General features: G+C 35.4%; 11 protein-coding genes. 4 read left to right on the forward strand and 7 right to left on the reverse strand.

Annotated elements, in window-relative coordinates; genetic code table 11:
• Nucleotides 1-60: 60 nt before the first annotated feature.
• The 4 genes from IRZ80_RS06780 to IRZ80_RS06795 form a co-directional block, all read right to left on the reverse strand.
• On the reverse strand, nucleotides 61-306 hold the full coding sequence (locus tag IRZ80_RS06780) for a hypothetical protein (protein ID WP_194640794.1): 246 nt from the start codon (nucleotides 304-306) through the stop codon (nucleotides 61-63).
• A 592-nt stretch (nucleotides 307-898) separates the two neighbouring features.
• Nucleotides 899-2,347: a glyceraldehyde-3-phosphate dehydrogenase gene (locus IRZ80_RS06785; RefSeq protein WP_194640795.1), complete on the reverse strand. Its 1,449-nt coding sequence runs from the start codon at nucleotides 2,345-2,347 to the stop codon at nucleotides 899-901.
• A 195-nt stretch (nucleotides 2,348-2,542) separates the two neighbouring features.
• Complete coding sequence (locus IRZ80_RS06790; RefSeq protein ID WP_194640904.1) at nucleotides 2,543-2,785, reverse strand: hypothetical protein; 243 nt, start codon at nucleotides 2,783-2,785, stop codon at nucleotides 2,543-2,545.
• Between the two features lie 132 nt (nucleotides 2,786-2,917).
• Complete coding sequence (locus tag IRZ80_RS06795; RefSeq protein WP_194640796.1) at nucleotides 2,918-4,318, reverse strand: trypsin-like peptidase domain-containing protein; 1,401 nt, start codon at nucleotides 4,316-4,318, stop codon at nucleotides 2,918-2,920.
• 138 nt (nucleotides 4,319-4,456) lie between these two features.
• On the opposite strand from IRZ80_RS06795, the gene dapF reads away from it, so the two are divergent.
• The 4 genes from dapF to IRZ80_RS06815 all read left to right on the forward strand — a co-directional run bounded on the left by dapF (nucleotide 4,457) and on the right by IRZ80_RS06815 (nucleotide 8,263).
• The gene (dapF, locus tag IRZ80_RS06800) at nucleotides 4,457-5,242 is read left to right on the forward strand and encodes a diaminopimelate epimerase (protein WP_194640797.1); all 786 of its coding nucleotides are present in this window, start codon (nucleotides 4,457-4,459) and stop codon (nucleotides 5,240-5,242) included.
• A gap of 192 nt (nucleotides 5,243-5,434) precedes the next feature.
• Nucleotides 5,435-5,989, forward strand: coding sequence for a GNAT family N-acetyltransferase (locus IRZ80_RS06805; RefSeq protein ID WP_194640798.1), 555 nt, complete (start codon nucleotides 5,435-5,437; stop codon nucleotides 5,987-5,989).
• Nucleotides 5,990-6,006: 17 nt separating this feature from the next.
• A complete protein-coding gene (mltG, locus tag IRZ80_RS06810) occupies nucleotides 6,007-7,047 on the forward strand; it encodes an endolytic transglycosylase MltG (protein ID WP_194640799.1) in 1,041 nt (346 codons plus the stop codon).
• Nucleotides 7,048-7,615: 568 nt separating this feature from the next.
• Nucleotides 7,616-8,263 (forward strand): peptidoglycan-binding protein LysM, encoded by a 648-nt coding sequence (locus IRZ80_RS06815; RefSeq protein WP_194640800.1) that lies wholly within the window; start codon nucleotides 7,616-7,618, stop codon nucleotides 8,261-8,263.
• A gap of 55 nt (nucleotides 8,264-8,318) precedes the next feature.
• Here IRZ80_RS06815 and IRZ80_RS06820 read toward each other — a convergent pair whose 3' ends face one another.
• The 3 genes from IRZ80_RS06820 to IRZ80_RS06830 all read right to left on the reverse strand — a co-directional run bounded on the left by IRZ80_RS06820 (nucleotide 8,319) and on the right by IRZ80_RS06830 (nucleotide 12,910).
• Nucleotides 8,319-8,858: a hypothetical protein gene (locus IRZ80_RS06820; protein WP_194640801.1), complete on the reverse strand. Its 540-nt coding sequence runs from the start codon at nucleotides 8,856-8,858 to the stop codon at nucleotides 8,319-8,321.
• A 483-nt stretch (nucleotides 8,859-9,341) separates the two neighbouring features.
• Nucleotides 9,342-11,468, reverse strand: coding sequence for a methylmalonyl-CoA mutase (scpA, locus tag IRZ80_RS06825; RefSeq protein ID WP_194640802.1), 2,127 nt, complete (start codon nucleotides 11,466-11,468; stop codon nucleotides 9,342-9,344).
• A 77-nt stretch (nucleotides 11,469-11,545) separates the two neighbouring features.
• Nucleotides 11,546-12,910 (reverse strand): methylmalonyl-CoA mutase subunit beta, encoded by a 1,365-nt coding sequence (locus tag IRZ80_RS06830; RefSeq protein ID WP_194640803.1) that lies wholly within the window; start codon nucleotides 12,908-12,910, stop codon nucleotides 11,546-11,548.
• Between the last annotated feature and the right edge of the window lie 21 nt (nucleotides 12,911-12,931).

The following is a 12,931-nucleotide window of genomic DNA, read 5'->3' on the forward strand; positions in this document are numbered from 1 at the left end:
AGTATTTCGGTTAATGCTAACTTCACTAAAAAGATTGAAGCGTTTATTGTGCCATCTCATTTAGTTTTCTTTAGGGTAAAAAAAATAGCCCTTCGAGAGGGCTATTATATAATGATGGTTTTCAGAGGATACTAACTGATTTTTTGTTCTTAGTGTTTCTTTATTTTCTGTAATCTTTAATTGTTTTTCTTCCATTTTCGCCTCCATTTCTTTACTTGTATTATTTATTTTTGCATTATTGTATTCTGTTTGGCTCGTTTTAATTAGCTCTTTTGTTGCATTGTAAGAGTGATGCGCATACATCATTGTTAAATAAGAATAAAACACTATAATTAAGAACATATTCAGTTTTCTCAATCTCTGGGCCCAGTTGCCTGAATGATTGAAATACAAAGGTACTAAATAACTAATTTATTTGCAAGTTTTATACTAACAATTTATGTTGGTTAAGCTACATTTACCTTTCCTTGAAAAAATATAGTCAGTATTATTCTCTGTTTATATTTTCTGAAGAACTCTCACTGGTTTTTTAGTTATGTCGCCTAACTCATAAATATACGCTATACAGTTACATATAACTACCCAAAAAAATAAGCAGCTTGACGCAACTACAATAGCGTATTATATTTTGTGAAAATAATAAAAATAGTTAAGCAATGAATAAAAGGTTTTTATTAATAAGTTACTTTTTATTTTAAAGTTCCTACCGCGTCACGCCCAAAGTAATTGTATACTGCAGATTTTAGAGTAAAGGATTCAAGTTTTAGAAAATAAAAAAAATCCGCCAAGTTACTGGAACGAGACGGATTTCGATAGCACACAGGCTGGGATGATTTTATTATCTAAAAAACTAAAATTAAAAACTAAAAGAGCAGTTCCCAGCCTGCAATTGGTTTGGCTAGTAATAAGTGAATCGTCTTACTTTGGCAATGTATTTAGCAAGCCGGATGACCTGATGGCTGTAGCCGTATTCGTTGTCATACCAAATATAAAGGACTATGTTTTTTCCGTCTTTCGAAACGATGGTGGCGCTGCTGTCGTAGATAGATGGCGCTGAGGTTCCCACTATATCCGACGATACTAATTCGTTATTCAGCGAATATTTGATCTGCTCTACCAATTCGCCTTCCAGGGCGTATTTTTTCATGATGGCGTTGATGGCTTCTACTGAAGTTTCGGTGTTTACTTCCAGATTCAGCACCACCAAAGAACCGTTCGGAACCGGAACACGTATCGCGTTTGAGGTTAGTTTACCTTCCAATGATGGTAAGGCTTTGGCAACTGCGGAACCGGCACCTGTTTCGGTAATAACCATGTTTAGTGCGGCTGCTCTGCCACGGCGGTATTTGTTGTGCATATTATCGACAAGATTTTGGTCGTTTGTGTAGGCGTGAATCGTTTCTAAGTGTCCTTTTGTAACGCCCAGAGTATCTTCAATTGCTTTTAGAATTGGAGTAATGGCGTTGGTTGTGCAGGAAGCAGCAGAGAAAATGTCGATTTCATCTGGATTGTATTCGTTTTGATTGACACCGTGAACGATGTTTGGGATTCCTTTTCCAGGAGCAGTAAGCAATACTTTGGCAACTCCTTTGGAAGCCAGGTGACGGCTCAGAGCTTCTTTGGTTGTGAAAGCACCTGTGTTATCAATGACAAGGGCTTTGTCAATTCCGTAGTGGGTATAGTCAATTTCTTCGGGAGTGTTTGCGGTAATGACATGAACGGTTGTGCCGTTGATGATCAGGGCATTGTTGGCTGCATCGGCAATAACCGATCCTTGAAAATCGCCGTGAATGGAGTCGTAACGCAATAGCGAAGCTCTTTTCTCTAAACTGTTTGCATCGTTTTTGTCTCTGGTTACAATGGCTCTCAGGCGCAACTGCTGTCCTTTGCCAGTTCGGGACATGAGTTCCCGCGCTAATAATCGTCCGATACGGCCAAAACCATAAAGGACAACATCTTTTGGTTTTATTTCTTTGGATGATTTTGCCTTTTTTAATTTATGTAAAACAAAATGTCTGACATCTGGGTATTTTTCGTCTTCTAGCCGGTATTCGTAAGTCAGTTTACCAATGTCTAATTTGGACGGGGGTAAATCTAAAGTCAAAATTACATTAGCGATTTCTACAGAATCGGAAACTGAAATGGGTTTGCCTACAAATTTAGCTGCGTATTCATGCAGGTTGATAATCTCGCTTACATTTCGGTCTATTAACTCATTGCGGAACAAAACCAGTTCTATGGATTTTTCATACCATAAATCGCTGATGATTTTAATTAATTCTATTCCTGAACGTCTTCTGTCGGCTTGTAACAAAACCTCTTTTTCGTATAAATCCATGTTAGTCATATTGAAAAATTTGTATTTGCTGAATTGATTTTTAATAATAAAAACAATGATAATTGTTGTAAATTTTTAAAATTTGGTGCAAAAATACTTATTTCAATCGATTTCGTAACTTTTTTTATTGATTTTTTCAAATAAAAAAGCCAGCATGCAAATGCAGGCTGGCATATTGTTGTTTTGAGATTGATTCTGAAAAGTTTATTTGAGATAAAGTCCTATTATCATTAATGCAAGTGCGAAAAAGATTCCAACTACCCATTTTATAATGTCAACCTTTGTTTCAGCTAAATCTTTTTTTGATGCAATGTTTGAAATTTCACTTTCAATATTTTCTTTGATTGAAGTTTTTACGAACAATACAAGTTCTTCAGCTTCTTTTTCGCCAAGTTTGCTTTTCAAAGCGTTAAATAAATGAATTTCAGATATTGAAGAAGTTGCCATAGTTGTTGAATTTTATATCAAATATAATTCAATTAATGCCTATTTCAAAATAGATTTAGGATATTAATTATTTTTGATTAAAAAGCCGGCATGTAATTGCAGGCCGGCCTTTAGATTTAGTGTTTTAACTTTTTAGATGATGATTCTCATGATCTCACCATTTTTATTTATCATTTCAATGCGGATGCTTTGTTTTTCGTCCTTATTGTTCAAAATTTTAGAAACAGTTTCCACGTTGGTCGCTTTAACGTTGTTAATGCTCAAGATGATGTTTCCGACAAGTTCTTCGCTGTATTGTTCCAAATTTTCATTGGTGATGTCTTTAATTTTTACACCATAATTCAGTTTGAACCTTTTTTTGTCGTCAGCATTGATATTCTCGAGTTCGATTCCTTTAAATTCAGTATTGAAGTTTTCGTTTTTGCTCAAAACAACTGGTACAACCATATTTTTTCCGTTTCGGATAATAGTTACCTGCACTTTGTCATTTGGTCTTTTGGTGTTTACATAACCGGAAAGGTCTGCATAAGTAGCAATGTCCTGATTATCCAGTTTGATAATAATATCACCTTTTTGTAAATTAGCTTTCTCAGCTCCCGAATTTTTAGATACTCTGTTAATGTAAAAACCTTGTGTTTGCGTAACGCCTAATTCTTGAGAAACCGTTCCATTCAGTTCTCCGCCTTCTACACCAAGAATTCCCCTTTGTACATTTCCAAACTCCATAATATCTTCGATAATTTTTCGTGCATTATTAGAAGGAATGGCAAAAGAGTAACCTACATACGAACCCGTCATTGACGAAATCATCGTGTTGATTCCAATTAATTCCCCACGGGTATTTACCAATGCGCCACCGCTGTTTCCAGGGTTAACGGCAGCATCAGTCTGAATGAAAGACTGAATACCTCTAGTGTCCAGGTTTCGTGCCTTGGCCGAAACAATTCCAGCTGTAACAGTTGAAGTCAAGTTGTACGGATTACCAACAGCCAATACCCATTCGCCCACTTTAACCGAATCGGAATTAGCAAATGTGGAATACGGCAGTTTTTCATCGGCATCGATTTTTAACAGTGCAATGTCCATTTTAGAATCGGTTCCAATGAGTTTTGCTTTGTATGTTTTCTTGTTGTTCAGCGTGATTTCAATATCCGAAGCGTCTTTCACAACGTGATTGTTGGTTACAATATAGCCGTCCTCAGAAATAATAACTCCAGATCCGGTTCCAACCTGCTCCTGCTGCTGTTGTCCGCCGTAACCGTAAAAATATTCCATTATAGGGTTGGAAACAGTTCTTACTGAAACATTTTTTACGTGTACTACGGTGTGAATGGCTTTATCAGCAGCAACTGTAAAATCTACATTTTCTGCACCTAAACTCGTCTGTCTTGCATAGAATTCAGGGGCAGTTGTCGTAATTCCGTTTTTGTTTGAAGAAAAATAACCATTGTTGTCAAATAATAATTTATAAGCGCCAAGGGTTGTTGCGCCACTCAACAAGGATACTAGGAATAAATTAGAAATTTGTTTCATTTTGCTTTATGTTTTATTAGTTATTTAATTACGAATTTATGGCAATTTTTTTTTCGCACAATATGGTTTAACGCTCTTTAACAATGATTAACAATTCATTAATAGTTTGTACTTTTGTGAGACTAAAATTGAAATAAAATGCAATTAGAATTCTATAAATATCAAGGTGCTGGAAACGATTTTGTTATGATTGACAATCGTTCCGGTTTTTTTCCAAAAGACAATACACAATTGGTAGCTCATCTGTGTGACAGACGATTTGGAATAGGAGGGGACGGACTTATTCTGCTTGAAAATGATTCCGAAACTGATTTTAAAATGGTGTATTACAATTCAGACGGGAATCAAAGTTCAATGTGCGGGAATGGCGGACGCTGTTTGGTCGCTTTCGCTAAAGATATGCACGTGATTGAAAACGAAACTACTTTTATTGCAACAGACGGCCTGCACCATGCGTCATTTGAAGATAAACTGGTTTCACTGCAGATGATTGATGTTCCTGCAATTGATATCAAAGCCGATTATTCGTTCCTGAATACTGGTTCTCCGCATCATGTGCAGATGGTTGAAGACTTGGAACATTATAATGTAAAAGATAATGGGGCAGCAATCCGTTATGGCGAATTGTACGGCAAAGCAGGCAGCAATATCAATTTTGTAAAAAAAATAGATGATACCACTTTCAGGCTGCGCACTTATGAAAGAGGAGTTGAAGATGAAACGTTAGCCTGCGGAACAGGTGCTACAGCTGTTGCCATTGCGATGAATGCCACAGGACAAACCGAAGCTACTTCTATAAATGTAAATGTTGAAGGAGGAAAACTAGTTGTTTCATTTGATAAAAATCAAAATGGGTTTACCAATGTTTTCTTAAAAGGACCTGCAGAATTTGTGTTTAAAGGAAGTATAGATGTAAGAATTTAGATATACGATATACGAGGTGGGATATACGGTTTCCAACTGAGAACTTTAATTTTTGAAATTTTAATATCTATTTGGAAGTTTCGAAATTGTATTTATATGTAAATTTCATAACTTATAATTCCTATCTCGTAAATAGTATCTCTTAATTCGTAAATTCCATATCGTATATCCAACTTCGTAAATCGTATATAAATGAAAACATTAAAAGGCGACACTATTTACATCCGAGCACTTGAACCCAGTGATCTGGAGTTTATTTATGCGATAGAAAACGATCAGAGTATCTGGGAAGTAAGTAATACTCATACACCTTACAGCCGTTTTTTGGTAAAACAGTATCTGGAAAACGCACATCAGGATATTTATGAAGCCAAACAGTTAAGATTGGCAATTTGTCAGGATGAAGATTTTCCAGCTTTGGGGTTAATCGATCTATTTGATTTTGATCCAAAAAATAACAGAGCAGGTGTAGGGATTGTAATTCATGACAATGCAAACCGAAATCAGAACATTGGCTCGGAAGCTTTGGACCTGCTTATTCATTACTCTTTTTATAATCTTAATCTGCATCAGTTATATGCAAATATTGGGTGCGAAAATGAAGCTAGTATTGCACTTTTTACTAAATTTGGTTTTCAAAAAATCGGTGTAAAGAAAGATTGGACTCTGGTAAATGGAGTTTACAAGGATGAAGCCATTTTTCAGCTAATCAATAATCAGGCGGGTGACAGCGAACTGTCTCAGTAATTTTTAATTTTTTAATTTTGAATCCAAAAAAAATAATATCACTAGCTGCAGTTGCAATAATTTCAGGCTTAATCGTTTATGGAGCCTTTTTAATGTATCAGGTATTTAGCGGCAACACAAAATTTGAAGAAAATGAGGTATATGTATATGTACCCACAGATTCGGATTATGAACAGGTAAAGAAAATTATCAGCCCTTATGTAAAAAATATTGATCGTTTTGAAATGGTAGCCAATAAGGCAAGTTATCCAGAGAATGTAAAACCAGGACGTTTTTTATTCAAAAAAGGAATGAGCAGCTACGATTTGGTCAAAGCGATGAGACATAACGATCCGGTAAATCTGGCTTTCAACAATCAGGAACGATTGGAAGATCTGGCAGGACGCGTAGGCTCTCAATTAGAACCAGACAGCCTGGAATTGCTGAATACGTTCAAAGACTCCATTTTTTTGAAAGAAAACGGTTTTAATGAAGAGAACGTTTTTGTCATGTTTATACCAAATACCTACGAATTTTATTGGAATACTCCGGCAGTGAAGTTTCGCGATAAAATGATTAAGGAATATAATAAGTTTTGGAACAAAGAACGTACCGCCAAAGCCGAAGCTCAAGGACTTACTCCAATTCAGGCAACAATATTGGCTTCGATAGTGCATAAGGAATCGGTAAAAAAAGATGAACGTCCTAGAATTGCAGGAGTTTATCTGAACCGATTGAAACTGGGAATGCCTTTGCAGGCTGATCCAACCGTGATTTTTGCAATGAAAAAGAGGTCAAATGATTTTAATCAAGTAATAAAAAGAGTTTTTTATAATGATTTAATTATGAAGCATCCTTACAACACATATGTGAATATCGGTCTTCCTCCAGGACCAATTGCTATGCCTGATATTACGGCACTTGAAGCAGTTTTAAACCCTGAAAAAAACAATTATATCTATTTCTGCGCCAGCGTTGACCGTTTTGGGTATCATGAATTTGCTGCGACTTTGGCGGAGCATAATAAAAATGCCGAAAAATATTCAAAATGGATTAATAGTCAGGGCGTACAGCGCTAGATTTATTATAACTTAAATTTTAAAAAAAGCTTTAAAATTGTTGAAAGACGATTTTGAAGCTTTTTCGTTTTCAAATTCTCTCTTTTGCGAAATTTATTTTATCAAAAAAGCAGTTGTGAAAACGTAACTGATTGTATGAAAACTTCATTTTCTGATTTAGAAAAATAAGATCTTTTTCGTGCTGTAATTTTTGTTTATGTGGACAGCTGAGCCCTTTGCAGTCATGCTCTAGAATAGATTTATTGATTGAAAATTCTTTCTTTTTTAGCTAAAACGATATCGTAAAATGAGAATTTAGTACTATTTTGTGTCTAATTTTTCGTTTTCACGACGTTTTTACTTTTTATAAATAGGAATAAACTTATTTAATTTGACTGATTTTTTGTTGTTTTAATACTTTTTTTGAAATTTTGTTAACAGCAGAACGTCCGCAGACCTAGTTACTTACGGAGTTTTTGCAAGAGCAGTTGATAAGTTTAAAGGGTTGATTTTCAGCTTTATTTTTTTAAGTCGTATCTTTGGGCATAGAAATTTCAATAACGTGACAGGTTTTGAAGAAAACTACTTTATGATAAAAAAATGGTATTTTTACACAACTTTAATTGTTGTAGTGGCTTTTTTAAGCTTAGGTTTTAAACCATCCAAATTAGAATCTACCCCATGGTTTCTAATTAACGAATCAGATGATACATCCTACTTGCTACCATCATTAAATGTGACAGATTATACCAATTCTGAAATTCCCTATACTGGAACTTTCTTTATTGGCTATAAAGAAGCAATCGCCTTCAAAGAGTCACAAGGTAAATACAAAAAAATTAATTCTCTAGGTTATTTAGGAAAATACCAATTTGGTATTGAAACTTTAAAAACTATCGGTATCCACGATAGCGCAGCTTTCATTAATAGCCCAAAAATGCAGGAAAAAGCTTTTATAGCATTGCTGTCCAAAAACAAATGGGAACTCAGAAATGTTATTGAAAGATATGAAGGAACCGTTTTGAATGGTACTCGTATTACTGAGTCAGGAATTTTGGCAGCAGCACATCTTGCCGGTGTCGGTTCTGTAAAAAAGTATTTCAGATACAAAGGAAAAAGATGTTTTAGAGATGCTTATGGAACTTCGTTAAGCAGTTATTTGCAGCGGTTTGGAGGTTATGATACTTCCTTTATTGTCGCAAAAAGTAATGCGAAGGTCTTGTCAAAAATTCATTAAATTTTAAATTATTAATAGGCGGTTTGAAATCAATTTCAGAACCGCCTATTAAATTTTAATCTGCATCTGCAATAATGTCACCATTAGGATGTACTTTTAATTTAAGAACTTCATTGTTTTTTTTGAGTTTTAAATTGTACTCTTTTTTTGTAATATCTCCGTTTTGCTGAGTGTAGAGATATTTGTCGTTTACAATCTGCCAGCCGGGATATGCTTTGTAAACGGAATAAATAACTAGAGGGGGAAGCATGGTGTTATTATATTTTTCAACCACACTAGTGAGTTTTCCTTTGCCATCATATGTGGCAGTCAAGATACCTTTTTTTACTTCCAGCATAACAAGATAGCTATCGAAGCCATCAAAATCTTTGCCTAAATTATAGGCAATAAATTCACTTTGAAGCTGTCTAATACTTGGGTCTGGATTTTTATCTGGGAGGTAATATGAAAAATCTTTTCCAGCACTTTTGATTACAACTTCGGGAAGATCTATAGTATTTATTGTTCCTTCATTGTTATCTTCAGTCGTTTTATTTTGTGAATAAGAGGGGAGGTGTATTCCAAAAATAAATGCAATAATGATGAGTGTTTTCATAATATTTTTTTTGAATTAAAATTATATCTGAAAATTTGGTTTCAAAACAAATAGTAAGGCTTCTTTAGTATTACTTCCCCTTTTTGTTTTTTAATTTGTTTCTAACGCTGACTTTAAAAGTAATTTAATTATAAAATACTGATTGTTAATCGATTGCTTTAAATTTGTTAATTTGTAAAGGCCTTTTATTCAGATTGATACTTCTAAATTTTAATGATAAAGCTATATATCCCAGTTTTTTGCATTATTTTATTAAAGTAAGATTATTTGGGATTAAAAAAGGGTACTGAAATTCGCGAGACAGATTTTGTTTGAATCTTTTTTTTGGATTTACTATCTAGTTTAAGTCTTTATTATATCCAGTAGTCCGATAGTATTTATTCAAGAGCAGATGTAAAAAGTAACGGCACAAAAGAAGCGGTAAGACTCAAAAGTTTAACTTTTAAATTTCACCGCTTCTTTTGTGTCGCTTTGGCAAAAAAATTAATCAATCAGAATTTCTAATATTTGTATGGCAGCTTCACTGATTTTGGTTCCAGGTCCAAAAACTGCAACAGCACCTGCGTCAAATAAAAACTGGTAATCCTGAGCTGGGATTACTCCGCCAACGATGACCATAATATCTTTTCTGCCGTATTTTTTTAATTCTTCGATTACCTGTGGTACTAATGTTTTATGTCCTGCCGCCAGTGAAGATACTCCAAGAATATGCACATCGTTTTCAACGGCTTGTTTGGCGGCTTCGGCAGGAGTTTGAAATAGTGGACCAATATCGACATCAAAACCTACATCGGCATAGCCAGTTGCAACTACTTTGGCACCTCGATCATGACCGTCCTGCCCCATTTTGGCAATCATTATTCTTGGGCGGCGGCCTTCCTGCTTGGCAAAGCTGTCTGCCAGCTGTTTTGCTTTTTCAAAGCTTTTATCGTCTTTCATTTCTTTGCTGTATACACCGCTAAAAGATTTAATCTGCGCTTTATATCTTCCGAAAACAGTTTCCAAAGCATCACTGATTTCTCCCAATGTACAGCGGTTTCTGGCAGCTTCAATTGCAATTTCCAATAAATTTCCCTGACCAGTTTGTGCACAGCTGGTTAATTTTTGTAGTGAAGCTTGAACTTTGCTAGAATCCCTGCATGCTTTTATTCTGCTTAATTGTTCTATTTGCTGCAGGCGTACCATTTGATTGTCTACATCTAGAATCTGTAATGGGTCTTCCTTTTCTAATCGGTATTTGTTAACACCTACAATTATATCCTGCCCGCTGTCTATTCGGGCCTGTTTACGGGCTGCTGCTTCTTCAATCCGGATTTTAGGGATTCCAGTTTCAATAGCTTTGGTCATTCCGCCTAATTCTTCCACTTCTTCAATGAGTTTCCAGGCTTTTTCTACAATTTCATTAGTTAAGCTTTCAATATAGTAGCTTCCTGCCCAAGGGTCTACTGTTTTGGTGATTTTAGTTTCTTCCTGCAGATAGATTTGGGTATTTCGGGCTATTCGGGCTGAGAAGTCTGTAGGTAAAGCTATTGCTTCGTCCAGAGCATTGGTATGTAAAGACTGTGTTCCTCCAAAAACTGCTGCCGTTGCTTCTATACAGGTACGGGCTACATTATTAAACGGATCTTGTTCTGTTAAACTCCAGCCGGATGTTTGGCAATGGGTTCTTAGTGCTAATGATTTTTCATCTTTTGGATTAAACTGTTTTAGAAGTTTTGCCCAAATCATCCTTCCTGCTCTCATCTTGGCAATTTCCATGAAATGGTTCATCCCGATCGCCCAGAAAAAGGACAAGCGTGGAGCAAAATCATCTATTTTCATTCCTGCTGCCAATCCTGTTCTAATGTATTCTAATCCATCGGCGAGTGTGTAAGCCAATTCAATATCAGCAGTAGCTCCAGCTTCCTGCATATGATACCCTGAGATGGAAATAGAATTGAATTTTGGCATTTTATCGCTTGCAAATTCAAATATATCAGCAATGATTTTCATTGAAGGTGCTGGCGGGTAGATGTAAGTATTACGTACCATAAATTCTTTCAGGATATCATTTTGAATAGTTCCCGAAAGCTGTTCTGGTTTTACATCTTGTTCTTCTGCAGCAACAATATAAAAAGCCATAATTGGCAGTACAGCACCATTCATCGTCATAGAAACAGACATCTCATGAAGCGGAATCTGATCAAACAATATTTTCATGTCTTCAACAGAGTCAATAGCTACTCCGGCTTTTCCAACATCGCCCACTACACGCTCATGATCAGAATCATATCCTCTATGTGTTGGCAGATCAAAAGCGATGGAAAGTCCTTTTTGTCCTGCCGCAAGATTTCTTCTGTAAAATGCATTGCTTTCCTGTGCCGTAGAAAATCCTGCATACTGACGGATTGTCCAAGGTTTTCGAACATACATTGAAGTATAAGGACCGCGCAGATATGGTGCAAAGCCTGCAGCAAAATCAAGATGTTCGAGAGTTTCTATGTCTTTTTCAGAATAAGTCTTTTTAAGCTCAATTCCTTCGGCCGTGAGAAAGCATTCAGCTGGCAGTTTGTTTTCTGCGGGCTGAAAATCGTTTTGGAGTGATATATGCTGTAAATCTTTTCTTTTCATTTGTCTGGTCATTAATCTTTTTAGTTAATACCAAATTGATTCTGTCGTTTACTAAAGACTGAGTTACTGCAGTCTGATTACTCTTCCGAAAGCCTTTCCTGTTCCGTTTTTTCTGCCAATCGTTTTTCAATAATAGGTGTAATCAATGTTTTTCGGGGTTTGATTTTTACAAAAGGAAACAATTCTAAATCGTGTTTCATTTTGTCATTCTTGTTAGGATATTTATTGGTTCCCAATAATGTTTCTTTGCCGGAATCAAAGAGAGCTTGTTCTGCATCAGCACTTTCCTGTATTTTTCTTTTGATTACACCTTCGTTCAATAGCTTTAGGAAACCGCCTTTAGTTTCAATATCTTTAAATAATAATAATGCTTTTTCTGCTAATTGATTGGTTAAACTTTCAATATAATAACTGCCGTCCGCAGGATTATCTACTTTGTCAAAATAACTTTCATTTTTTAAAAGCAGCAGTTGATTTCTTGCAATTCTGCCGCCAAATTCATTGTCTTTGTGATATAATGAATCATACGGCAGATTGGCAACTGCATCGGCTCCGCCAAGAATTGCACTCATGCATTCCGTCGTTGTACGAAGCATATTAACATTATAATCATAAATGGTTTTGTTGCGTTTGGAAGGAGTAACAAATATATGGCAATCTAAATTGTGATTATATTCCTTAGCTATGCTTTTGAAAAGAATTCGAAATGCACGCAGTTTTGCAATTTCAAAGAAATAATTGCCTCCTACTGAAATTTGAAAAACAATAGGTTTGTTAATGGTATCTATTCTGTTAAAATATTCATTAGCATGGGCAAGGCTGTATGCAATCTGCTGTATAATATTGGCTCCTGCATTCTGATACAAACCGCTGTTGATGCTGATGAGCGAAAGAGATGCAGTTTCTTTGGCAATTATATTTAGTGTTTCAAAATTATTTTTTTCTTGCGTTGCGTACCAATTTCCGTCTTTGGCTAATTGGCCAATTGGATCCAAAAGACAATAGACAGCAGTCTTTTTATCTTTTACAAATGCATCAATCTTTTTGACGAAATCGATTGAAATAAATCGGAAACGAAAGTAAACAGCAATTTTTCCTAAAGGAAGTCTTTCCAATAGTTTTGCGATATTTATTTTTTCATCTGGTATGGTAAAACAAAGACTTTCGGCGCCGCGATTAATAGATTCTAAAGCTTTTTCAATTGATTTATCAAGATCAAAAACAAAGATATTTTGGCAGATTTTGAATTGAGAGGCTTTTGTTGAAATCGAATATTTTTTTGCAGTATCTTCTTTATCATAAAATGGCTTAACCTTGATGTCTTCAGGAGAATTCCAGATTAAGGTTTGATTATAATCGGCTCCGTTGAGTTCAAACTGAATTTTCTGTTTCCAAAGTTTTGCTGAAACCGGACTGAAATCATCGAATAAATTCTTTGCCATTTTTGCTTGTAATTAGATTTA

Origin of the sequence: Flavobacterium sp. HJJ (assembly GCF_015351475.1) — a bacterium.
Classification (GTDB): domain Bacteria; phylum Bacteroidota; class Bacteroidia; order Flavobacteriales; family Flavobacteriaceae; genus Flavobacterium; species Flavobacterium marginilacus.

Coding starts and splice junctions, on each gene's coding strand:
- IRZ80_RS06795 (WP_194640796.1), bottom strand. CDS start 4,318: ATGAAACAAATTTCTAATTTATTCCTAGTATCCTTGTTGAGTGGCGCA.
- scpA (WP_194640802.1), bottom strand. CDS start 11,468: ATGAAAAGAAAAGATTTACAGCATATATCACTCCAAAACGATTTTCAG.
- IRZ80_RS06805 (WP_194640798.1), top strand. CDS start 5,435: ATGAAAACATTAAAAGGCGACACTATTTACATCCGAGCACTTGAACCC.
- IRZ80_RS06790 (WP_194640904.1), bottom strand. CDS start 2,785: ATGGCAACTTCTTCAATATCTGAAATTCATTTATTTAACGCTTTGAAA.
- IRZ80_RS06785 (WP_194640795.1), bottom strand. CDS start 2,347: ATGACTAACATGGATTTATACGAAAAAGAGGTTTTGTTACAAGCCGAC.
- IRZ80_RS06820 (WP_194640801.1), bottom strand. CDS start 8,858: ATGAAAACACTCATCATTATTGCATTTATTTTTGGAATACACCTCCCC.
- IRZ80_RS06830 (WP_194640803.1), bottom strand. CDS start 12,910: ATGGCAAAGAATTTATTCGATGATTTCAGTCCGGTTTCAGCAAAACTT.
- IRZ80_RS06815 (WP_194640800.1), top strand. CDS start 7,616: ATGATAAAAAAATGGTATTTTTACACAACTTTAATTGTTGTAGTGGCT.
- IRZ80_RS06780 (WP_194640794.1), bottom strand. CDS start 306: ATGATGTATGCGCATCACTCTTACAATGCAACAAAAGAGCTAATTAAA.
- dapF (WP_194640797.1), top strand. CDS start 4,457: ATGCAATTAGAATTCTATAAATATCAAGGTGCTGGAAACGATTTTGTT.